The organism is Flavobacterium sp. 1, assembly GCF_002797935.1.
GTDB lineage: Bacteria > Bacteroidota > Bacteroidia > Flavobacteriales > Flavobacteriaceae > Flavobacterium.
Genome location: NZ_PGER01000001.1, coordinates 3,213,868 through 3,238,620, shown reverse-complemented (window position 1 = coordinate 3,238,620; position 24,753 = coordinate 3,213,868). Strand labels below are relative to the sequence as shown.

17 protein-coding genes are annotated in these 24,753 nt (G+C 33.9%); 12 read left to right on the top strand and 5 right to left on the bottom strand.

The annotated features are described in order from the left end of the window. The first annotated feature begins 12 nt into the window (after positions 1-12). The 7 genes from CLU83_RS12905 (at position 13) to CLU83_RS12875 (ending at position 6,695) form a co-directional block, all read left to right on the top strand. Positions 13-2,517: a TonB-dependent receptor gene (locus tag CLU83_RS12905; RefSeq protein ID WP_232727107.1), complete on the top strand. Its 2,505-nt coding sequence runs from the start codon at positions 13-15 to the stop codon at positions 2,515-2,517. A gap of 332 nt (positions 2,518-2,849) precedes the next feature. Beyond that, positions 2,850-3,725, top strand: coding sequence for a hypothetical protein (locus CLU83_RS12900; protein ID WP_100431988.1), 876 nt, complete (start codon positions 2,850-2,852; stop codon positions 3,723-3,725). A 231-nt stretch (positions 3,726-3,956) separates the two neighbouring features. Continuing rightward, on the top strand, positions 3,957-4,361 hold the full coding sequence (locus tag CLU83_RS12895; RefSeq protein WP_100431987.1) for a hypothetical protein: 405 nt from the start codon (positions 3,957-3,959) through the stop codon (positions 4,359-4,361). Positions 4,362-4,368: 7 nt separating this feature from the next. Continuing rightward, positions 4,369-5,211, top strand: a complete 843-nt coding sequence (locus tag CLU83_RS12890; RefSeq protein ID WP_100431986.1) for a DUF5777 family beta-barrel protein — start codon at positions 4,369-4,371, stop codon at positions 5,209-5,211. Between the two features lie 21 nt (positions 5,212-5,232). Further along, positions 5,233-5,613, top strand: a complete 381-nt coding sequence (locus tag CLU83_RS12885) for a hypothetical protein (protein WP_100431985.1) — start codon at positions 5,233-5,235, stop codon at positions 5,611-5,613. A gap of 5 nt (positions 5,614-5,618) precedes the next feature. Continuing rightward, the gene (locus CLU83_RS12880; protein WP_100431984.1) at positions 5,619-6,173 is read left to right on the top strand and encodes a YceI family protein; all 555 of its coding nucleotides are present in this window, start codon (positions 5,619-5,621) and stop codon (positions 6,171-6,173) included. Between the two features lie 120 nt (positions 6,174-6,293). Next, positions 6,294-6,695 carry a hypothetical protein gene (locus CLU83_RS12875; protein WP_100431983.1) on the top strand — a complete coding sequence of 134 codons (402 nt, stop codon included), beginning with the start codon at positions 6,294-6,296 and terminating at the stop codon, positions 6,693-6,695. Between the two features lie 30 nt (positions 6,696-6,725). Here CLU83_RS12875 and CLU83_RS12870 read toward each other — a convergent pair whose 3' ends face one another. The 4 genes from CLU83_RS12870 to CLU83_RS12855 form a co-directional block, all read right to left on the bottom strand. Then, positions 6,726-8,027 (bottom strand): TolC family protein, encoded by a 1,302-nt coding sequence (locus tag CLU83_RS12870; protein WP_100431982.1) that lies wholly within the window; start codon positions 8,025-8,027, stop codon positions 6,726-6,728. After that, on the bottom strand, positions 8,020-10,449 hold the full coding sequence (locus tag CLU83_RS12865; RefSeq protein WP_100431981.1) for an ABC transporter permease: 2,430 nt from the start codon (positions 10,447-10,449) through the stop codon (positions 8,020-8,022). Before CLU83_RS12865 ends, CLU83_RS12870 begins: the two co-directional genes overlap by 8 nt. Positions 10,450-10,461: 12 nt before the next feature. Further along, on the bottom strand, positions 10,462-11,166 hold the full coding sequence (locus CLU83_RS12860; protein WP_100431980.1) for an ABC transporter ATP-binding protein: 705 nt from the start codon (positions 11,164-11,166) through the stop codon (positions 10,462-10,464). 258 nt (positions 11,167-11,424) lie between these two features. After that, positions 11,425-12,663 (bottom strand): efflux RND transporter periplasmic adaptor subunit, encoded by a 1,239-nt coding sequence (locus CLU83_RS12855; RefSeq protein ID WP_100433726.1) that lies wholly within the window; start codon positions 12,661-12,663, stop codon positions 11,425-11,427. Between the two features lie 224 nt (positions 12,664-12,887). Here CLU83_RS12855 and CLU83_RS12850 point away from each other — a divergent pair, with 224 nt between their 5' ends. Both CLU83_RS12850 and CLU83_RS12845 read left to right on the top strand, forming a co-directional pair. After that, positions 12,888-14,237: a sigma-54 dependent transcriptional regulator gene (locus tag CLU83_RS12850; RefSeq protein ID WP_100431979.1), complete on the top strand. Its 1,350-nt coding sequence runs from the start codon at positions 12,888-12,890 to the stop codon at positions 14,235-14,237. Between the two features lies 1 nt (position 14,238). Beyond that, on the top strand, positions 14,239-15,573 hold the full coding sequence (locus CLU83_RS12845) for a PAS domain-containing sensor histidine kinase (protein WP_100431978.1): 1,335 nt from the start codon (positions 14,239-14,241) through the stop codon (positions 15,571-15,573). 20 nt (positions 15,574-15,593) lie between these two features. Here CLU83_RS12845 and CLU83_RS12840 read toward each other — a convergent pair whose 3' ends face one another. After that, positions 15,594-16,478 carry an AraC family transcriptional regulator gene (locus CLU83_RS12840; protein WP_100431977.1) on the bottom strand — a complete coding sequence of 295 codons (885 nt, stop codon included), beginning with the start codon at positions 16,476-16,478 and terminating at the stop codon, positions 15,594-15,596. A 366-nt stretch (positions 16,479-16,844) separates the two neighbouring features. On the opposite strand from CLU83_RS12840, the gene CLU83_RS12835 reads away from it, so the two are divergent. From CLU83_RS12835 to CLU83_RS12825, 3 genes are all read left to right on the top strand, one after another. Then, the gene (locus tag CLU83_RS12835) at positions 16,845-18,221 is read left to right on the top strand and encodes a sugar porter family MFS transporter (RefSeq protein WP_100431976.1); all 1,377 of its coding nucleotides are present in this window, start codon (positions 16,845-16,847) and stop codon (positions 18,219-18,221) included. Between the two features lie 14 nt (positions 18,222-18,235). Then, positions 18,236-21,646, top strand: a complete 3,411-nt coding sequence (locus CLU83_RS12830) for a DUF5107 domain-containing protein (RefSeq protein WP_100431975.1) — start codon at positions 18,236-18,238, stop codon at positions 21,644-21,646. 267 nt (positions 21,647-21,913) lie between these two features. After that, complete coding sequence (locus tag CLU83_RS12825; protein WP_232727106.1) at positions 21,914-24,709, top strand: glycoside hydrolase family 2 protein; 2,796 nt, start codon at positions 21,914-21,916, stop codon at positions 24,707-24,709. The last annotated feature ends 44 nt before the right edge of the window (positions 24,710-24,753 follow it).

Here is a 24,753-nt window from a genome sequence, read left to right as displayed (position 1 = left end):
CAATTTCATTTTTTGTTTTTTACATTTTTTCTTGTCCTGAATCTTTTTGCTCAGGACAAAGAAAAAGTTATGCCTTTTAAAAAAATCATAATTGATATTGAGCAACAGCATCAGGTTAGTTTTAATTACACCGAAGATAATATTGCCGGACTGTTGTTAAACCCTCCAAAGAGGTCACTTTCTTTAGATCAAAAACTGCAATATCTTGAAAAAAAAACCAATTTATCTTTTGAAAATATAGGAAACCAATTTATTAATATTTATAAAAAAGATAATGAATCCCAACTAATTTGCGGTTACGTTTTTTCTGCGGATAAAAAACCTATTGAAAACGCAAACATTAGTTTAGTTAACAAAATGCAGATAACAACTGATTCAAATGGTTATTTTGAATTTAAAAAAAGGGATGCGGCTATTTTTCTGATTAGTCACGTCGGATTTATAACACAAAGAATTGTTGCGGGTAATCAAGACTCTAAAAATTGTCTCGAAATAATATTAGAGCCTGAAATTACAGAACTTGAAGAGATTAAAGCCAGTGCTATTTTGGCTTCGGGAATTTCAAAAAACAAAGACGGATCATTTGAAATTAAACCCAAGAAGTTTGGTATTCTGCCAGGACTTATTGAGCCTGATGCTTTGCAGACAATGCAGCAGATTCCCGGCGTAAACAGCATTGACGAAAGCGTGTCGAGCATCAATGTACGCGGAGGTACACACGACCAAAATTTGTTTTTATGGAATGGAATACGAATGTTTCAAACGGGACATTTTTTTGGTTTAATATCGGTTTTTAATCCCAATTTGGCACATACCATTTCTATTTATAAAAACGGGAGTTCTGCTTTTTACGGAGAAAGCGTTTCCAGCGTAGTGGCTATTTCTTCTACTCCGGAAACAGCAGAAAAAAACACTCTTAGTGCAGGAATCAATATGATTAATGTTGATATTTATGCGAAATACAATCTCTCAAAAAAGAGTTATATCGAAATTTCAGGTCGAAAATCCATTACTGATTTTCTAGAAACTCCCACGTATAAAGAATATTTTAATAAAGTATTTCAAAACACCACGATTACTGATTTTTCTCAAAATAACCATATTGATTATCAAAGCGATAAAAAATTTGATTTCTATGATGTCACCATTAAATATATTCAAAAAATAGGACTCAAAGATCAACTAATATTGGATTTAATAACCATAAAAGACAACCTAAAAGTCTTTCAAAGTGCTACTTACTATAGCATGGTCAAATCAGAAAACAATGTTTTACGTCAACAAAATTATGGGGGAAATTTATCATGGAAACGAAACTGGAACAGCTTCAATACTACCAAAATTAATGTTTATAATTCTTCCTATGAGCTTTTGGCGAACCAGAAAACTACTTTCGGGAATCAAATTGTTATTCAGGAAAATACAGTTGACAATAATGGAATTAATTTAGAAAATAATCATAGTATTAGTTCAAAATTCAGTTTTAATGATGGTTATCAGTTTAATGAAATAGGTATTACTAATTTAGAGCAGGTAAGGAATCCTGATTTCTATCGTAAAGTTAAAGACGTGCTGAGAACACATGCCTTAATTTTGGAAGGGAAATACAATGACACCATTTCCAGAATATATTTTAAGGCAGGAACGCGGATCAATTATATTGAAAAATTTAATAAATATAGTGTAGAACCGCGAATGCAGTTTAGCTATGGCATCAGTAAAAGTCTGAATGTAGAACTGCTGGGCGAGTTAAAAAGCCAAAATTCGCAGCAAATCATTTATTTGCAGAAAGATTATTTTGGAATTGAAAAAAGGCGTTGGGTTTTATCAGATAACACCACAATTCCAATTCAAAAAAGTAAACAGATATCTTTAAATTTATTCTATAAAAAGAATGATTGGCTCTTGGATATAGAAAATTTTTATAAAAAAGTAAACGGAATTACAACTTCCAGCCAAGGTTTTCAGAATCAATTAGAGTTTATCCGAACAACTGGCGATTATGAAATTTTGGGAACAGAAATTCTGATTCAAAAAAAAATGAATCACTTTCTGACTTGGTTAAGTTATACCTATAATGACAACAGTTATGATTTCTCCAATTATGAATACCCAATTTTCCCAAACAACTTTGAATTAATTCATACTTTATCATGGGCAGGAATTTATGAGAAAAACAATTTCAAAATTGCTTTGGGAACAAAATGGACTTCAGGCAGACCAAAAACCTCTCCAGCCAGTAACCAAATCGACCTTTCTAATCCAGTGCTGGTTTACAATAAACCGAACAATACCAATTTAAATATTTTTGCACAACTTAATCTTTCCTCTACTTACAAATGGGAAACTGCAAATGGAATTCAATGCAAATTAGGTATTTCTATCTTAAATATCCTAAACAGGAAAAATGAAATCAACGAATATTATAGAATAAGTTCTTTAACAAATTCTATAGAGGATGTAGAAACATTCTCACTGCAAAGAACTCCAAACATGAGTTTTAGAGTTTCATTCTAACACTGCTTATACGAGGTTTGAAAAAAATCTTGTCCTCCTTTTTATTTTTTTTATAAAATAACAATTCTTTGGTAGGGTAATCTGCATTAAAGCTGTTTTACTGTTGAATCCTATTAAAAGACAAAAAATGACTTCCTTAAAAAACTTGATACTTGGCCATGAGGTCAACTTTTTTTATAACAGTTCGTAAAAATAAAGATCTGATTATTGAAGAAAATGCTCATAAAAAGTTAGCACAAATTCCCCCCGATACAATTATTACAATAAATGAATTTACCAATACTGGTAATGTATATTTTTTCCATTTCGATACAAACTAAATTAAAAAAACCATGAAATTAAAACAAATTAAACTCGCTTTAGTTGCTTTTGCAGCAACAACATTTTTATTAAGCTGTAGTAGTGACAAGGATAATGAAACTCCAACTCCAGAAGCAAAAAAAGAAATTTCACTTTCTACAAGTACTACATTAGGCTCTTATCTTTCAGATAAGGATGGAAGATCTTTATACTTTTTTTCAACAGATGCTAAAAACCAAGTAACCTGTACGGGAGGATGTGAACTGGTTTGGCCTCCATTTTATTTAGATAATCTAACCGCTGATAAATTAGGTACAGGATTAACATTTTCAGACTTTGCTACCATAACCACAACATCTGGTAAAAAACAAGTAACCTATAAAGGATGGCCATTGTACTATTATGCGCCAAGTGTAAACGGAACCAATACAGCAGAAGCTGCCGGCAAAACGACAGGAGACGGAGTTGGTGGTGTTTGGTTTGTTGCAAAACCAGATTATTCTATTATGATTGTAAAAAGTCAGCTTTTAGGACATGACGGAAAAAATTACAAATCTGATTACACTGTTGGAGATGGTTTGACTACTTACTTTACAGATGCTAAAGGGCTAACGCTTTATGCTTTCAAAAATGATAATTTCAACAAGAATAATTTCACAAAAGCAGATTTTTCAAACAATGCTGTTTGGCCAATATATGAAACCGATAAAATTGTTGTTCCTTCTACTCTTGACAAATCTAAATTTAGTGTTATTACAGTATTTGGTAAATCTCAACTGACTTACAATGGTTGGCCACTTTATTATTTTGGACAAGATGCAAGTGTTAGAGGTGCAAATAAAGGAATTAGTTTTCCTAGCCCAGGAGTTTGGCCGGTACCGGTAAAAGATATGCCGCTTGCGATATAAACTGCTGATAATTTCATAAAATACCATGATGTATTTCAAATTAGTTCAATGTTCTGTTGAACTAATTTGAAATAATAAAAGGAAAGATTCTGTTATACTACTTCAAAATTTTTCATTGATCAATCTTTCTCCTAATTTCTTCTTTATTTTTTTACAAAATAAATAATTCTTTGGTAGGGTAATCTGTACCAAAGCTGTTTTAGAATTGAACCCTATCAAAAGAATAAAAAAATGAAAACAAAAAGAATAGCATTCGTAATTGTAGGCTTATTATTAGTGGCATCTGCTGGTATTTATTTTTACTACGGAGTTGTCTTTAAGGAAGCGCGTAATATAGAATCTGAAATGCCAGATTTTAGTATAGCAACAACAAAATTACTCTACGATTATAATTCAAATCAAAAAAAAGCAGATTCATTATATCTCAATAAAACTATTGAAATAACAGGTAAAGTAACAAAAGAAACAGACTATGTAGTCATTCTTGATAATGCTGTTTTTTGTCTGTTCACTCAAAAAATAAAAGACAGCCTTATAAATAATAAAGTAACTGTTAAAGGTAAATGTATTGGTTATGATGAACTATTTCAAGAGGTTAAATTGGACCAATGCACTATTAATAAACTAAACAATTAATTAATTTATGAAGAAATTTTTAGTCCCAGTCTGCCTTTTTTTGGCTACGATGGCATATTCGCAAGATGACTTGCTTAAGGATCTTGATTCTGCTCAGTTAGAAAAAAACTATTCTACAGCAACTTTTAAGGCTTTACAGCTGGTAACCTTACAGACAACAAAAATGCCTGCGAAAAAAGAGTTCTATTTTGTGGTCTCGCATCGTTTTGGCACTGTTAAAGATGGTTTAGACAGTTTTTTTGGTCTTGATAACGCTACTACAAAACTTGGCGGTATTTATGGAGTTACAGATTGGTTATCAGTCAGCCTTTCCAGACATACATTAAACAAAATGTATGAGACCGGACTGAAATACCGAATGATGAGACAAGGCGATAGTTTTCCGCTAGACATTGTTGGGTACAGTGTTGCGGATATTAATACATTTTTAGAAAAGGATCAATATCCCGGCTTAGAATCTAAGCATCGCATGACATACGTACAGCAGCTGTTGATTTCAAGGAAAATTACTCAAAAACTATCCTTGGAACTGGTGCCGTCATTTATACATAAAAATCTTTATAATCCTGATTTAGAAAATGATAATCAGTTTTCTTTTGGAGGAGGCGGACGTTATAAAATCACCAAAAGATTATCTGTCAATTTAGAATATATGCACAATTTTGATAAACCGAACTTTTATGAAAACCCATTGTCAGTAGGTCTTGATATAGAAACTGGAGGACATGTTTTTCAGCTAATATTTACCAATTCACAATCCATGAGTGAGAGCGGTTATCTTACAAATGCATCTGGTGAGTGGGGTAAAGGAGATTTCTTTTTTGGATTTAACTTATACAGAGTATTTTAATAACTATAAATAACAAATTTTATGAAAAAAACAATTGCACTTACAATTTTACTAGCTTCACTTGCAAGCTGCAGTAATTCTGATACATATCAAGATGTCTCCACGCCGACAACTACTACTCCAGGAACAGGAACCACCACCACCACAATTAGCTATACTAAAAATGTAAAATCAATTATTGATGGTAATTGTGTGAGCTGCCATTCAAGCGGAAGATCTGCATCTTTCAGACCTTTAACGACCTATGCTGAGGTTAAAACAGCGGTTGAAAGTGCTGGTTTGTTAGGCCGAATTCAGCTGCAAAGCGGTCAGCAGGGACTGATGCCACAAGGAGGAAGAATGTCTCAGGTAAATATCGATTTAATTGTAAAATGGAATACTGACGGACTTAAAGAGAATTAATTATTATGAAAAAATCATTTATCAATTTCTTTGTATTACTGCTGATTATGGCTGTAAATACTGATGGATTTGCGCAAAAGCTGATAACAAAAACAGGCAGTATAAAATTTCAGGCTTCTATGCCTTCGTATGAAGAAGTTGGTGCTGAAAATAAAAGCGTGTCTGCAGTTTTAGAGCAGTCTACCGGAGATTTCGCCGCTTTGGTTCTTATAAAAGGCTTCCGGTTTAAGGTTGCTTTAATGGAGGAACATTTCAACGAAAATTACATGGAATCTGAAAAGTTTTCGAAAGCCACTTTCAAAGGTAAAATAGAAGATTTTGATATTTCTGAAATTACAAATGGATCTAAAAATTTTACTTTAAAAGGAGATCTTACCGTTCACGGAAAAACAAAACTGGTATCAGTAATTGTAAAAATTTCGAAAACGGCCAACGGAGTTAATGCTGTTGGTTCATTTGAAGTAAAACCCGAAGATTTTGATATTGATATTCCGAGCGTGGTGAGTAAAAAAATCGCAGACAAAGTAAAAATTGCCTACAATTTTATATTAGCAAAATGACAATTCCCCACAGATTTCAGCCTTGTAGAATTTAGAAAATCATTAAACATTATTTTCTTTTTGAGGTCAGTTTTGAATTAGGCTGACCTCTTTTTTTTAAATAACCCTAACTAAATTTAAATGATCTGCAAAAATTATGTTGTTGCGGGAGAGGATGTAAATGATGTTATGATAATGGAAAGCGATGCTTACATTTCATACACGCTCCGATTATTGTATCGTTTTTTGTTTGATAACGGATTTTCAAAAGAAAAACTCAACGCTTTGCATCTCGGCTTTCAAGAGGGAAACCATGAATTGGTTTGTTATAAAAATCTGATGTTTACCGAACCGTTTTTTGTCAAAATAGAAAATTGCTGTATAGATGACAAAATCAAAATTAAAAGCTGCTTTTTTAATTCAAAAAACGAATGCTGTGCAGAAGTTATTAAAGAAGTAGAATGGTTTGATCACATTCGCAGAGAAGTTATCACAGCACCAAAACAAATTCTGCAGTATTTTAATCAGAATGCCAGAGCGTGAATCTGAGTGACCGTCTATAATCTGTTAACATTACAAACTATCGCTCTTCAGCAGATTTATTTTCAGATCAATATATTGCAGCTGAAGATTATTTTTAAGCACCTCATATTCAGCCGACAGTAATTGGTTTTTCACTGAAGAATATAAAATGGCTTCTACTTTTCCGCTAGTAAATTTGGCCTGCGTTGTGGCAAGTGAGGCTTTGGCATATTTTAATTTCTCCAGCCATTTATTCTGAAGCTGCAAATAATTCTTTTTGTTTTGTTCCTCCAATACAATCTGTTTGGCCAATTGCTGTTTTTCCTGCTCAATAACCAGTTTTGATTTTTCACTTTCTATTTTAGATGCGTCTATTTTTTTGTTATTTCTAAAACCGTTAAAAACAGGAACGTTCAGCTGCAGACCAATCTGCTGATTTTGATTGTTTTCTAATTGATTCTTGAAGCTGTCTGTATTTCCGTTTGTCTGATTCAGCGTTCTATAATAAAAAGTGGAATACCCATAATAAGCTGATAATACCGGCAAATTGTTGGCTCTTTCTACACCTGTCGATTTCAAACTGCCTTGATAATTCAGTTCGGCAAACTTTATTTTGGGATTGTAAGACACATTTTCGACAGCTGCTGTTCTTTCTTTCAAATAAGGTTCCAATAGTATTTTGTCTGTAGCAATATCAGTAACATTCATCAGCTGGAACAATTGTGTTTTTTTAATTTCATATAATTGCTCGGTTTCCAAATTTCGGTTTTCCTCTTCCGAAAAACTTAATTGCATATCATACAAATCGCTTTGGGGTTTACTCCCAATGGCGACTTCTTTGGTCACTCTGTCCAAGTTGAAGGAAGCTTGCTTGAGTTGCTCTTTTTGGATTTTTAATAATTCCTGCGTGTAAAGCGCCTGATAATAGCTTTCCAAAATCTGCAGTTTGTATTCATTTTCTATAACTTCTTTCTCTGCTTTGGCAAGTTTAATATTGATTTTGTCTTTTTTGGCATTTGCAAAAGCATTAAAATCAATCAGATTCGTTTTGGCATTGAGATAAAAATTATTATTCTGAATGTTAGAGCTTACCCTTCCGTTAGTCGACGGATCAATAGTAGATCCAAAATTGTATCCTTGATCTCCGTATAAATTAACAGCAGGCAGCATTTTGTTTAAAACGGAGTTTTGAGATTTCAGCGTTTTGATAATTTCGAGCTGTCTGATTTTAATTTCGATATTATTCTGCAAAGCCATTTCCATACACTTTGTAAGTGACCAGAAATTTTCCTGGCCACTTGCCAAAGCACAAAATAGTATAAAGGTGCCTGTTAAAACTATTTTCCTATTCATATTTCAAATATTTCAAAACATCAACTCTTGTTGCCTGATACGCTTTTGAAAGCACTACCAATAATGTTAGTGACAGTAAGGCAATGAAACCAATTATAAACGGATAAATAGAAATATCAATTCTATTCGCAAAATTCTCTAACCATTTATTAAGTAAATAATACACTGGAAATAGAGCAATCAGAAATCCAATTAGACTAAAAATGATATATTGCTTTGAGAGTTCTGTAAGTAGAGCATTAGTTTCAGCGCCAAGTGTTTTTCGAATAGCAATTTCTTTCATACGTCTTTCTATGGAATAGGAAGCCAAAGCGAATAACCCGAAAAGGGCAATGATAATTACAATGACATTTAATAAAGAGAAAAGATTTTTTTGCTTTACGTATGTTTTGTAGGTTCGCATATAACTTTTGTCAATAAAATCATACTGAAATGGATAATCTGAATCGACATTTTTAGTCCAGAATTTTTCAATATCTGCAATAGTCTGCTCTGTATTTTCAGCTTTCACTTTTACGTAGATATGTTGAATATTTCCAATCATCCAGCCAATTGTTTTGAAGTGAAAAAAGACCATTGGAGGTACCTTTCCTTGTGGATTATAAAGGCTGAAATCTTTTACGACACCAATAATTTTGAGTTTATTACCATTCCAATCGACAATTTTACCAATTGGATTTTTCTCGTTCATTATCTTCAAAGCTGTTTCATTGACCATCATCGAATTTATAGTATCTGAAGCAATTTTTGGATTCATATAACGGCCTTGTGCCATTTCAATTTTCATCATTTCAAGCATACCAAAATCAACTGCCAAATTTTGACCTTGAATATTATTGCCTTTATAACTAAAACTCGAAGAAGAATCATTTCCTCCGCCAAATTTGAATGCTCCTGTTGCTACTTGCTCTACTCCTTTTATTTTTGAAATTTCATTTTTGATAGTTGTGTATCGATCAAATATCTGTTGTTCTGAATTTTTTGCATTGCGGATGGCTTCTGGTTTGTAATAAAAAATTTCTAAAACCTGTTCCCCTGAAAAACCTAAGTTTTTATTGGCTAGATAACGTACTTGCTCGTACACAATATATGAACCGATAATAAAGAAGGAAGCAATGCTAAATTGTAGAATTAACATTCCGTTCCGAAGCCAGACACCACTTTTATTTCTACCAAAATTCCCTTTCAATACTTTTAAAGTTTCAAAATTAGATACATATATTGCTGGAAAAACGCCCGCACAAATTACAGTAATTATAAAAATGAATATAGTTTGGAGATAAAATTGATTTCCATAAATGATTAATTTTTTATCTAAAAACTCATTATAATATGGTAATGACAGTTCAACAATAACTAATGCCAGCAAAATAGAAATCGAAACAGTAATTATAGTTTCAAACAAAAACTGTTTGATTATTTCAGCTTTTGAAGCACCAACAATTTTTCGTACACCTACTTCTTTGGCTCGGCGAATAGCATTTGCTGTTGCCAGATTGATATAGTTGACTATAGATAATATCAAAATTAAAATAGACAATCCAACCATTATCAGTAGAAATTGGTAATTCCCATTCCCTTCAGGCATTCCTTGACCTTTAGAGTGTAATCTGGAAACTGAAAGAGGTTCTAATATGAAATTAAAATGTCCATATTTTGATTCAAATTCTTTTGGACTGATTCCTTCTCCTTTTGCTTCTTTAACTATTTTATTTTGATAGTAAATTGAAGTGATTTTTTTCGAAATTTCATTCGCTTTTGAAGGGTCTTTTAACTTGATAAACCAACCATTATTAAAATTTCCCCAATTGTCTTTATCTAGATTAATCCTTCTTTTCATATTGTTCACTACTGCATCAGGAGCAATCGATGAATTACCAGCAATTTTATATACAGCGGTTACGGTTAGAATTTGATCTTCATATTGAATTTGTTTTCCGATTGGATTTTCAGTTCCAAAAAATTGTATTGCCGTTTCTTTTTTCATAGCAATACTGTTTTCATTTTGTAATACGGTTTTTGGATTTCCCTGAAGAAAATCGAAAGGAAAAAAATCAAAGAAATTATTTTGAGCGTTAAACAATTTTTGAATAATTATTTTTTTGTCTTTATATTTATAAAGTGGGGATTCGTACCAATTTTCGCAGTACATCATCTTTTCAATATTAGGCTCATTTTTTAAGAATGGTTCAATGGTAACTGGAGTATTTGTTCCTGCTTCGTTATCTCCAATATCGACCAAAACCTGATAGACTTTGTCTTTCTCTGGATTCCATTCGTTGTAACTCTGTTCGTCATTCCAATACAGCAACGCAAAAATTAATCCCGCGATTCCAATACTCAAACCCAAAATGTTTAAAGCTGTAAAAAACTTATTGTTCTTTGTGTGGTACAAAAATATATTTATCCAATTTTTTATCATGATTTTCTGGATTTATTGGCTAATTAAAACATCAACATTACGACTATTCATTTTTTCAGAAAGGATTATTCCATCTTTCATATGAATCGTTTTTTGGGAAAAAGAAGCATCATAATCTGAGTGTGTAACCATCAAAATTGTCGCCCCATTAGTATGTAAATCGGTAAGTAATTCCATCACTTCGTTTCCATTTTTACTGTCCAGATTTCCTGTAGGTTCATCGGCAAGAATGATTTTAGGGTCATTGATCAAAGCTCTGGCAACGGCAACACGTTGTTGCTGTCCTCCAGAAAGCTGTTGTGGATAATGTTTTAATCGGTGTGAAATTCCTAATTTATAGGCAATTGCTTCTACTTTTTTCTTTCTATCCGAAGAAGGAACTTTATTGTAAATCAATGGCAGTTCGATATTGTCATAAACTGATAATTCGTCAATCAGATTGAAATTTTGAAAAATAAAGCCAATATTTTCTTTTCTCGCTTTCGATTTTTCTTTCTCTTTCAGCCCAATCATTTCTTGATGCAGTAATTGATAACTTCCATTGGAGGCACTGTCCAGCAATCCTACAATATTCAATAAAGTTGATTTTCCGCTTCCCGAAGGTCCCATGATGGATACAAAATCGCCCTGATTAATGGTTAGTGAAACTTCACTCAATGCCATTGTTTCTACTTCTTCGGTTCTAAATACTTTTGAAAGGTTTTTAATTTGAATCATAATATTATTCGTTTTTTGATTGATGATACTTTATATAATTATTTATTTTTAACCTGTTGGGTGCAATTATTTTAAACACATAGAAGCATAGATTTTATGATCTAAAAAGTAGGCGTTTCACTTATTTTAGACACACATAGCCAGCTATGCGAAAGAAATGTATTTCTTTTTGTGTTCCTTGACACATAAAAAAATCTATGCTTCTATGTGTTTAATTAAGCTTTTATATATTACACCCAACAGGTTTTATTTTACTCTTTATTCGAAATTCAAAACCTCTACCTGTTTATAATCTTTATAGGATGAAGTAATTACTCGTTCATCAGCCTTCAATCCACCAAGTACTTCATAATATAATGGGTTTTCTCTCCCTAGTTTGATTTCTCTTCTTTCTGCTTTGTTTCCGCTGACTACAAAAATCCATTTTCCATTTGTTTCTTCATAAAAACTTCCCTTTGAAAGTACTTTGATTTTTGTTTTTTCTGATAGATTTAATTTTACACCAAAACTCAATCCTTGTTTCAAATCCAGTTTTTCGGAAGAAACAAAATCCAATTCCACTTGAAACCTTCCGTTTTTAATTTCAGGAATTACTTTGGTTATTTGAACTGCAACAGTTTTGTTGTCAAAATTTACCGTTCCTTTTTGTTTTTCCGAAATTTTGTCCAAATAAAATTCATCCACATCGGCCATTAATTTATAGCCTTTCATATCATCTATAAAACCGATGCTCGTGTTTTGTGAATAGGTTTTTCCCAATATCGGTTCAAATGATGAAAGCCTTCCTGATATAGGTGCGGTGATTAAGAAATTCTTTTTGTTCGTTCTCAATATGTCCAGACTTTTGTTCATGATACCAATCGATTGGTTAAGTTGCCCAATCTGAATTTGATTCGCTAGTTTTTCCTTGCTGACACTTTGCTTGATAATATTCATTCGTTCTTTTTGAAAGCGATAATTCTCATTGGTTTTCTCCCATTCGTTTTTAGAAAGTATTTCCTGTTCAAAAAGTTTCTTGTTCAAATCGTATAAATTTTTGGCATCCAAATAATCGTGTTCTATAGCAATTAAGTCTTTTTCTAAATTCAGCTCCTGATTTCTCAAATCGAGTTTGGCTTTGTTCAGATTATTGATTTGTTCGATAATCGCTGTTTCCTGTTGCATGTACGCCAGTTCTGCGTTGGGATTGTAAAGTCTTGCCAACGGTTGTCCTTTGATAACAATGTCTCCATTTTCGACAAATATTTCCTGAACCGCTCCGCCTTCAATGATGTTAACCAACATTGAATTTAAAGGAACCGCTTTTGCCTGAAAAGACATGAAATCTTCAAAAAAATCATTCTCAACTGTCTTGATAGTGATTTCGTCTTTCTTTATTGTAAGACTTCTTTTCTTGGTTGCGGAAGTAAAGACAAAATATCCGAAGAGTAAGATAATTGGCAAACCGATTAAAAGATACTTATTTTTGTTAGTTTTACGTGTAATTATAGTGTCCATTTCTGATGATTTGATTAACCTAAAGTGATAATCGTGCCAAAAATTAAAACATTGTAATTCTTTTATTTTTAAGACTTTATTTTTAATCGAATTTTTAAAGTGTTCATTATCGAACACCTTTTGTCCGAAACCGAACAGTGATGAAATCGTTTTAATTCCAAATTGAAATTCAAAATGATGAAAAACGATACCATTTACAGAAAAAAAACAAATATTAGCCACGAATGAAAAAGACCAACGCCTCAATTTTAGTTATAGACGATCAGGAAGATATTCTTTTTGCTTCCAAAATGCTCCTTAAAAAGCATTTTGAAAACATTTTTACACTCAATAACCCGAAAAATGTGGTTGAATTATTAGCAAAAAACACTATTGATGTGGTTTTGCTCGATATGAATTATAGAATAGGATTTGAAGATGGGAGGGAAGGTTTGTATTTGTTAAAAGAAATAAAAACACTTTCGCCAAAAACTGTCGTTATTTTGATGACAGCTTTTGGTAAAGTTGAAACAGCTGTTGAAGGCTTAAAATCGGGCGCTTTTGATTATATTTTAAAACCTTGGGAAAACGAAAAATTGCTCAGCGTTGTAAAACAGGCTGTTGATAAAAGCCGGAAAGAGCAAAAGAAACCTAATGTTATTGAAAGTTCTGATGATTTTTTCGTTGGCAATTCAGAGGTTATAAAAAAAGCCTATTCACTTGCTGATAAAGTGGCCAAAACTGATGCCAATGTTTTAATACTTGGCGAAAACGGAACTGGTAAATTTGTTTTGTCACATCATATTCATCTTCAATCAGAGCGAAAAAATAGTCCCTTCATTCATGTTGATTTGGGTTCACTGAATTCGAATATATTTGAAAGCGAATTATTTGGTTATGTCCAAGGCGCTTTTACCGATGCAAAAACGGATACTCCCGGACGTTTTGAAATGGCTCAAAACGGGACCATTTTTTTGGATGAAATAGGAAATGTTCCGTTGCATTTACAATCAAAACTCCTGCAGGTTATTCAAACCAAAACAGTAACTCGATTGGGCGAATCAAAAGTGAGACCACTAAATGTCCGTATTATTACTGCCACCAACTTGAATTTGAAACAGGAAGTTACCGATAAAAATTTTAGAGAAGATTTGTATTATCGCATCAACACTATGGAAATTGTGCTGCCTCCATTGCGGGAACGAAATGAAGACAAAATTCCTTTGGCGGAGTATCTTCTGCAAAAAATGATTGATAAATATTCACGTGACGAAATCACTTTCTACGAAAAAGCATTGGAACAAATAGCAAAACACGCTTGGAACGGGAACATCCGGGAAATGGAAAACCGAATAGAGCGTGCCGTGATTCTTTGCGAGAACAATCTTATTACTGTTTCCGATTTGGATTTGGAACAAATAACTGCTTACGAGGATAATCAAGACGATATGCAGCTGTCGGCTGTCGAAAAAACCGCTATCGAAAAAATCCTTTTTAAGAACAATAATAACATCAGCAAAACTGCCGAAGAATTAGGATTGTCAAGAGCTTCATTGTACCGCCGTTTAGAGAAATATAACATCAGCACCGATTAGTATGCATAAATCGTTAAAAATATACCAGCTTCTTTTTCTTCGATTGATTATTATTCTTTCGGGTACAGGAATTTCGATCTTTTTTTTCCAAAAAGGATTGGTTTTTACTGCTGTATTTTGCCTGATTATAATTTTTCTGCTCATTATTGAAATGTATTTTTACGTCCAAAATGCTTTTCTGCTTTATGACAGAACGATTACTTCGATTTTGCAAAATGATTTTACCTCCGATTTTTCCAAACATAAATCGTATCAAAATTATTCCAGTTTATTCAAGCTGTATGAAACTTTGAAAAGCAAAGAAAACGAACAGGTTTCAAAAGAAATTGTCTACCGTTCTATTTTAAATAACATCGAAACAGGAATTATTATTCTGCAAAAGGAAGAAACGGATTGGAGTATTTTTTTAATGAATGATTATTTTTCCAAACATTTTGATGTGCCAAAAGTTTCCAAATGGCAGTATTTAAAAAATCATTTGCCTTCGCTATGCGAAATTATTGAGGAGCAGAATTTTCAGGAAATTAAAACGTCATTAGAGATACGTGTCAATCAGCAAGACACTCAAACATTTGTGATGCAGACTTCGAGAAGCGAAATTTATAATCGGGATTATTTTATTGTTTTACTTGACTCAATTCAAAATGTAATTGAGAAAAAAGAGAAAGAAGCTTGGGTCAATCTGATGAAAGTGATTTCGCACGAACTGTTGAATTCAATAACTCCGATTCGGTCACTTTCTCAGAATCTGCAGGACTTAGTACAGCAGGAAACCATTTCGGCAGAAGATTTGGACGATATGAAAAGCAGTGTTGCCACGATGCTTAGGCGAAGCGATCATTTACAGCAGTTTGTAGAAAGTTACCGCAAACTAGCCATGCTGCCTTCGCCAAAAAAAGAAATTGTAGAACTGTCAAAATGGATTGAAAACAGTCTGCAGATTATGGCTCCTTTGTTTAAAAAAGAGCAAATAGAAGTTATAAACAAGATTGCTTTCGACCGCAGGCTAAATATTGATCCGCAGCAAATGGAGCAGGTATTGATTAATCTTTTAACGAATTGTATTTATACTTTGAAAGAAATGCTGAATAAACAGATTATTATTTCGGCAGAAGTCAAAGAAAAGAGAGTTTTTGTCATGATTACTGATAATGGAAAAGGCATAGAAAAAGAAATTGAAAGCAAAATATTCCTGCCATTTTTTACCACCCGAAAAGAAGGTGCCGGAATTGGGCTGACCTTATCCAAAAACATTGCGGAAGCTCATGGCGGTTATTTGGCATACAGGAACGATGACGAAAAAACCACTTTTGTGATTTGTATGGTTGATAGTTGATTAATGCACGATAAAGCTGATTACACTTGATTTTTGTATCTAAGTCGGTATTCTCTAGGTGATATTTCCATTACCAGTCTAAAAGATTTTGAGAAGTGGAATGGATCATAATACCCTAAATGATAAGCAATTTCTTTTATTTTCATGGTGCTGAACTGCAAAAGCGAACAGGATTTCTGGATTTTTAATTGGTTATAATAATCCATGGGAGTAAAAGATGTTTTCTCTAAAAACAAAGCCCCAAAATAGGAACTCGAATAACCAACATACTGTGCAATATCATGAAGTGTGATTTTTGCTGTCAAATTATTTTTCATATAAATAATACTCAGTGGTATAACATCTAAAACCTCTGCGTCTGCCGTTTTTATTTTTAAAAATTGATCAGTATATTTTAGGCTTGCTAAAAAATGCTGTAAACAAATACTCGAATACTCCAGATTGTCAGGATTAAAACCCATTTCCAGATTTTGATAAATTTCCTCGAACAGGTTTAATCTGTCGGCTGATCTGCTGTCGTTTAGATTTAAAATTTTTCCGGAAACAGAAGCGTGTAAAGAGTTTGAAGTTCCTTTAAAATGTAACCAATAGATGCTCCAAGGCTTTGATATTTCTGCTTCGTAACTATGCGCTTTGTGTGCAGGAATGATAAAAGCCTGATCTTTAGTAAGCGAAAACTGCTCATTTTCAAGAGTTATAAATCCTTTTCCGTTTTCACAGTAAATAAGGATATTTTCAAGTGCGCCTTTTGACCTTTTTCTAAAATGATATTTTGCATTAGGATAATAACCAATATGAGTAATGAATGCATTTTTTGTCAATTCATTCCCCGATTGAAAATTACGTATGCTATAAGGTACGACGATTGCTCTTTCACCTTTAAAACCATCAGCTATATGATCCATGTCAAATTATAAATTAGTCAAAAATGAAATCATTTTAGAAGTATTAAAAATCAAATTTAAGAAATAATACGATTAACTATAAATTTATCTCAACCGTGAGAATTTACATATTCTGTAATTGTATAGTTTAATGTTGACCAGAATTGATTGCTTTAGTCAGATATTGTCTTTATTCTTGAGGCAGTTTATGTTTATTATAATCCAAAAAAAATACATTTATCATAAAAAAGATGTTTTATTATTTTTAGTATAACATTGATTTCTTCTAAATAGTTATTTTATACATGTTTTGCATAAATATTACATTTTTGCACCCAAATGGAGTAACGATATTTGTAATGTTAAATTAATTTAAAAATTAAAAATATGAGTAAGTATAATTCTTCCTATCTGCTTTTTATTGCATTAGTTTCAGCGATGGGCGGATTGCTGTTTGGATATGACTGGGTCGTAATTGGGGGTGCAAAACCTTTTTATGAAGTTTTTTTTAATATTACCAATTCTCCTTCGATGCAGGGATGGGTAATGGGTAGCGCCATTTTGGGATGTTTGTTGGGAGTAATGATTTCGGGAAGTTTGTCTGATAAATACGGAAGAAAACCTTTAATGATTGTTGCTTCCCTCTTTTTTACGCTGGCTGCAACAGGCACAGGAATGGTCGATACTATTGAGTGGTTTATTGTGTGGAGAGTTGTTGGCGGTGTTGGTATTGGTATTGCATCCAATCTTTCACCCATGTATATAGCCGAGATTGCGCCTGCTGAATCCAGAGGGAAATTTGTTTCTATCAATCAATTAACAGTTGTTATAGGGATACTGGCGGCTCAGATCGTAAATTGGTTAATTGCAGACCCAATTGTAGGAGGTCAGGATATTTTAAATTCTTGGAACGGACAATGGGGCTGGAGATACATGTTTTGGGCTGGTGCTGTGCCGTCTGTTGCATTTTTTGCCTTGATATTAGTTATACCCGAAAGCCCGAGATGGCTTGCCAGTCAATATAAATATGATAAAGCAGCATCTATCTTTTCAAAAATTGGGGGAAGTGCCTTTGCATTAGAACAAATAGAACAGCTAAAATCAAGAGTTGGTGTTGTCAAAGAAAAAGTGAATTATAAAATGCTTTTCGATGGTAAAATGCCTAAAATTCTTTTATTGGGAATTGTTATCGCTGCCTTTCAGCAATGGTGCGGTATTAACGTGATTTTTAATTATGCCCAAGAAATATTTTCAGCTGCAGGTTATGGCGTTTCGGATATTTTATTCAATATCGTTATTACGGGTTTGACGAATGTAATCTTCACATTCGTAGGGATGTATTTTGTAGATAGATTAGGAAGAAGAACATTAATGCTTTTCGGATCAATTGGGTTGGCTTCTATATATGCTTTATTAGGCGCTTGTTATTATTTTGAAGTAACAGGTATTGCAGTTTTAAGCCTTGTAATAGCCGCAATTTCATGTTATGCAATGACATTGGCACCTATTACCTGGGTGGTTCTTTCTGAAATATTCCCGACAAAAATACGTGCAATGGCAATGGCGGTATCCACTTTCTCACTTTGGACAGCTTGCTTTATTCTAACTTATACTTTTCCATTATTAAACAGCAGTCTGGGATCTTATGGTACATTCTGGCTTTACGGATTTGTATGCTTACTTGGGTATCTTTTCCTTCGTGCCTATCTGCCTGAAACGAAAGGAAAATCACTAGAGGAAATTGAAAATGAATTGACAAAATAATATAGTAAAACAAGATGAAGAATATAATTTTAGATGTAAATCAATCCAATATAATTAATGAAGATTTACTTTCGGGACAATCAATAAATGAAAACGTGCAGGACGAAAAAATCACGGCTTATTTGATACAATCAACCGTCAACGAAGACGGCGTGGTACGCGTTTGGGAAGAAGATGTTTTACTGCCTACGTACCAAATTGGCGAGGAAGAAAAGAATCCAATATTTCTTGAAAAACGAGTGTATCAGGGAAGTTCTGGAGCAGTATATCCCTATCCTGTGGTTGAAAAATTATCTGATGAAAAGTTTGATAAGTCCTATCACGCTTTATTTTTAGAAAACAAATACATAAAAATAATGATTCTGCCGGAATTAGGAGGTCGTGTTCACATGGCGTATGATAAAGTAAAACAGCGTCATTTTGTGTATTACAATCAAGTAATTAAACCTGCTCTTGTAGGGCTTACAGGGCCTTGGATTTCTGGCGGAATAGAGTTCAACTGGCCTCAGCATCACCGCCCAAGCACCTTTTTGCCAACAGATTACAGCATCGAAGAAAACGAAGACGGAAGCAAAACCATTTGGTGCAATGAAGTGGAAAGAATGTTTAGAACCAAAGGAATGCAGGGATTTACGCTTCATCCTGATAAGGCTTATATTGAGATTAAAGTAAAAATATACAATCGTACAGCGTTTCCACAAACATTCCTTTGGTGGGCAAATCCTGCGGTTGTAGTAAACGATGGTTACAAATCAGTATTTCCGCCGGATGTAAACGCCGTTTTTGACCACGGAAAAAGAGATGTATCTAAATTTCCGATAGCAACTGGCGAATATTATAAACAAGATTATTCCGCTGGTGTCGATATTTCGAAATATAAAAATATTCCGGTGCCAACATCTTATATGGCAGTGCAGTCCAAATATAATTTTGTGGGAGGTTATGAAGATAATGTACAGGCAGGATTACTGCATGTTGCCAATCATCATGTTTCTCCGGGTAAAAAACAATGGACTTGGGGTAACGGCGATTTTGGTCTTGCTTGGGATAGAAATCTAACAGACAAAGACGGTCCGTATATCGAATTAATGACGGGAGTTTTTACAGACAACCAGCCTGATTTTTCTTGGCTTCAAGCCTATGAAGAGAAGTCTTGGGTGCAGTATTTTATGCCGTATGCCGAAGTGGGTTATGTAAAAAATGCCACAAAAGATGCGATCATAAACATTGAAGTAGAAGGGAACGATGCTGATCTGGTTTTGTACACAACAAGTCTTTATGAGAACTTAAAAATAGAACTAAAAAACAAAGAAAATACTGTTTTGTTTCAGGATGAAATCACCATATCTCCTGTAAATCCGTATAAAAAGAGAGTTTTAATTGGAGATATCAAATCAGAAAATTTAGTTTTTACAGTTTATACTTCTAACGGAAAAATTTTGGTTCAATATCAGGAAGAAAAAGCCGAAATAAAGCCTGTTCCAGATCCTGCAAAAGCAGCGCTGGATCCAAAAGATATTGCGTCTATGGAGCAATTGTATTTAACTGGATTACATTTAGAGCAATACAGACACGCAACTTACAATCCGCTTGATTATTATTTGGAAGCCTTGAGCAGAGATTCTAGAGATGTAAGATGTAATAATGCTGTTGGTCTTTTGATGTTGAGAAGAGGACAGTTTGAAAAAGCCGAAGCCTATTTTAAAACCGCAGTTGAGGTCTTGACAGAGAGAAATCCAAATCCGATTGACGGTGAACCTTTATACAATCTGGGTTATTGCTTGAAATTACAAGGGAAATTCGATGATGCTTATAATTCTCTTTTTAAATCGACTTGGAATGCAGCGTGGCAGGATGCTGGTTTTTATGCTTTGGCACAAATTGACAGTATAAAAGGAGAATGGACCGAAGCTTTAGAGCGAGTAGAATCGTCACTTATCCGCAATTGGCACAATCATAAAGCCCGCCAATTGAAAGCTTCTATTTTAAGAAAATTAAACAGAAATCAGGAAGCTTTATCGTGGATTGAGGATTCGATCAAAATCGACCGTTTCAATATGGGATGCCGTTTTGAAAAATATTTGATTACAAATGAGCAGTCGGTATTAGATGAAATGAATACCATAATGCGCCAATGGCCACATGGATATATAGAATATGCACTGGATTTTGCAGGTGCAGGATTGTTTGAGGAAGCAAGTCAGTTATTGCAGGAATCTATACAAGATAGTGATGAGGTTTACCCGATGGTATATTATGCTTTAGGTTATTTTGCTTCGATGGAAGGAAACACAAATGAGGCAATTGAGTGGTATAAAAAAGCATCTTTACAATCGCCAGAAAAGTGTTTTCCAAATCGAATTGAAGAAGTAACTATTTTGCAAGATGCCATTAAATTAAATCCAAAAGACGCCAAAGCACCTTATTATTTAGGGAATTTCTGGTATGCATTCCGTCAATATGAGGATGCTGTAAAATGCTGGGAATTGTCACATAGCATAGATGATAAATTTCCAACATTGTTGAGAAATCTAGCACTTGCTTATTTCAATAAGACAAATGATAAAATTAAGGCTCAGGAAATGTTGGAAAAAGCATTTGCTTTAGACACAACAGATTCAAGGATCTTTATGGAGCTGGACCAGCTTTACAAGAAAATTGGTAAATCTCCGGAATTCAGATTAGAAGTTTTAAATCAATATCCAAATTTAGTCGAAGAACGCGATGATTTATGTATCGAACGTATCACGCTTTACAATCAAACAGGGAAATATTCTATTGCAAAAGAGTTAATTTCGAAACGAAAATTCCATCCGTGGGAAGGCGGAGAAGGAAAAGTAACTGGGCAATATACGTTGTGCAGAGTAGAACTGGCAAAAATTGCAATTTCAGAAAACCGTTTTGCAGAGGCAGTGCAATTGCTGAAAGAAACCGAATTTTATCCGCATAATTTAGGTGAAGGCAAATTGAAAAATGCCGAAGAAAACGAAGTGTTTTATTATAAAGGATTGGCCTATAAAGGTCTTGGTGATTTAGAAAATGCTAATGCCAATTTTATTCAGGCAACGCTTGGCTCTTCCGAACCTGTTCAGGCATTTTTCTATAACGATCAGCAGCCGGATAAGATTTTTTATCAGGGATTGGCTTGGCGCGAATTGGGAGATGATGATAAAGCCCGAAGCCGTTTCAATAAATTGCTGGCACATGGTGAAAAATATTTGTTCGAAAAGTCCAGAATCGATTATTTTGCAGTTTCACTTCCGGATTTGGCCATTTGGGATGATGATTTAAATATTCGTAATCAGGTGCATTGCTATTATGTGATGGCTTTAGGACACAGCGGACTAGGAAATGAATTTGAATCTGAGATATATTATCAAAAAGTAAAACAATTAGATAGTAATAAACAGACCTTTCGTAAATAGAAAGTTCCCTCAACTGGTTAGTTGTAATGATTAAACACATAGAAACATAGATTTTTATTTATTGAAAAAGTATATAAAAAAGAAATACATTTCTTCCACATAGCTAGAACTATGTGTCTTTTAGATATAAGTGAAACGCCTATTTTTGAGCTTACAAAAACTATGTTTCTATGTGTTTAAATAAGATTATCTATATACAATTAACAGTTTTTACTATAATATCATCTTGATAATCAAACAAAATGTTTAATTATAAAATTTAATCAAATGAAAATCAAACATATCATAACAGCTGTTTTGTTATTAGTTCTCCTCTCTTCATGGAATTCTGGAGATAAACTGGTAATGAATATAGCCGGCGACTGGACCGTTCAGTTAGACAGCACTGATATTGGACTTAAAAATGGTTGGCAGAATATGGCTTTTAAACAGCTAATGAAATTACCTGGGACTACAGATGATGCAGGTCTTGGAGTGGCTAATAAGTTAAAGCCAAGTTTAGAGAAACTTCAAATGAGTCATTTGACCCGAAAAAACAGTTATCTGGGTGCTGCTTGGTACACTCGTGAGATAACGGTGCCTGATAATTGGAAAGGAAAAGAATTTATATTGAAGCTGGAGCGTGTAATTTGGCAAACAAAGGTTTGGATTGATGGAAAAGAAGTCGAAACAGAACAAAACAGCCTTATCGCTCCTCATTATTTTGATCTTTCGAAATATCTAACAGCCGGAAAAACGCACCGCATAACGATTCGTTTGGACAATCGGAAACAATTTGATATCAGCGTAGATAATATGGCGCATGCTTATACCAATGAAACGCAGATTATTTGGAACGGAATTATTGGCAAGATGGAAATCGAAGCTTTTGATGCTATTCGTATTGCCAATCTACAGGTAAAACCGGATGTCAGTGCAGGAAAAGCAAAATTGGAATTTAGGCTTAATAACAATACAACAAAATCAGCAAAAGGAGTTTTAACGATTACTGCTGTAAATAAAAAAAGCAAAATTGCAGTTGAAGCGTTTCAAAAAGAGATTCAAATCAAAGCAGGAGAATCTGTTGTTGCTGTTGATTATGATATGGGCAAAGATGTAAAACTTTGGAGTGAGTTTTCTCCTGAGTTATATGAATTAAAAGCGGAACTAAAGGCGGAAAAAAATCAATCTCAGATTTCTGCCGATTTTGGAATGCGCAGTTTTTCTAAAAAAGGATCAGTTTTGACGATTAATGATCAGCCTGTGTTTTTAAGAGGAACGCTGGAATGTGATATTTTCCCGCTTACTGGGCATGCGCCAATGGACAAAGAAGGCTGGAGAAAAGTATTTGGAACTGCTAAAAACTGGGGATTAAACCACCTGCGTTTTCACTCGTGGTGTCCTCCGGAAGCTGCATTCGAAGTAGCAGATGAAATGGGATTTTATCTTCAAGTGGAATTGCCGGTTTGGACGCTAAAAATAGGAGAAGATCAAAAAACAACTGACTTCTTATATGCAGAAGCCCAGCGTATGATAGATGAATATGGCAATCATCCTTCCTTTTGTATGTGGTCTATGGGGAATGAGTTACAAGGAGATATGACGGTTTTGACCAAATTGATGAATAGTCTAAAAGCTAAAGATAGCAGACATTTGTACACTACAACTTCTTTTACTTTCGAAAAAGAACATGGCGTTTGGCCCGAGACCGAAGATGATTTCTTTATTACGCAATGGACTAAAAAAGGCTGGGTTCGCGGTCAAGGCGTTTTTAACAGCGAATCACCAACATTCAATAAAGATTATGTCGCTTCTGTAGAAGGAATGACTGTGCCTTTGATTACGCATGAAATAGGGCAGTATGCTGTTTACCCGAAAATAGATGAGATTTCTAAGTACACAGGAGTTTTAGATCCCATCAATTTTAAATCGGTTAAAGAAGATTTAGAACGAAAAGGATTAATCAGCAAAGCAGCCGATTATACTAAGGCTTCAGGAAAATTGGCTGTAATACTTTATAAAGAAGAAATAGAACGAGCTTTGAAAACAGCAGGAATCAGTGGTTTTCAATTATTGGATCTGCATGATTTTCCAGGTCAGGGAACAGCTTTAGTAGGTTTACTGGATGCTTTTTGGGATAGTAAAGGGTTGATTTCAGCAGAAGAATTCAGGCAGTTTTCAGCTCCGGTTGTTCCGCTTATGCGTTTTTCTAAAGCAACATATACAAACAATGAATCTTTTACGGCTTCTTTAGATGTAAGTAATTATTCCGATATCAGTTTAAATAATCAGGAAATAGAATGGAGTATTTCTGATGATAATTCAGTGATAGCTTCAGGCAGCACTAAAGCAACAATTGCAATTGGATACAATCATAAAATATTAGATTTGAATGAAAGCCTTCAGAAAATAACAAAAGCATCGAAACTAACAATCAAAGTAAATCTGAAAGGAACAAGTTATAGAAACCAATGGAATATTTGGGTTTATCCGCAAAAGCAAACTATTGATTACGGAAAAGTAGTTTACACCCGTAGTCTGGATGAAGCCTACAAATTGCTTAGTGCCGGTAAAAAAGTATTGTTAAATCCCGATTGGAAGAAAATCAAGGGTATCGAAGGAAAATTTGTTCCTGTATTCTGGAGTCCTGTTCATTTCCCTAAACAGGCAGGAACGATGGGAGTGTTGTGTAATCCATCGCATAAGGCTTTGGCCGATTTTCCAACAGATATGAATACAGATTGGCAGTGGTGGGATTTAAACGTAAACTCAACAACGATTATTACGGACGGTATAGTAGGAGGAAATCCTATTGTTGAAATGGTTGACAACTTTGCCAATAACCGTAAATTAGCTTCGCTTTTTGAAGGAAGCGTAGGGTCGGGAAAATTGGTTATAGCGTCTTTCGATTTATGCAACGATTTGGATAAACGTTCTGTTGCCAAACAGATGCTGATTTCGATACTAAATTATATGAACAGTGCCTCATTTAATCCTGAAGCTATAAAGAATCCTGAAATTTTGAAATCAATTTTGGCAGATCAAAAAGAAAAAGGGAAGGAAGCGGCTACCAGTATTTATTAAAAAGCAGACACCGTTTTTTATTTTACTAATTTAATTTTTAAAAC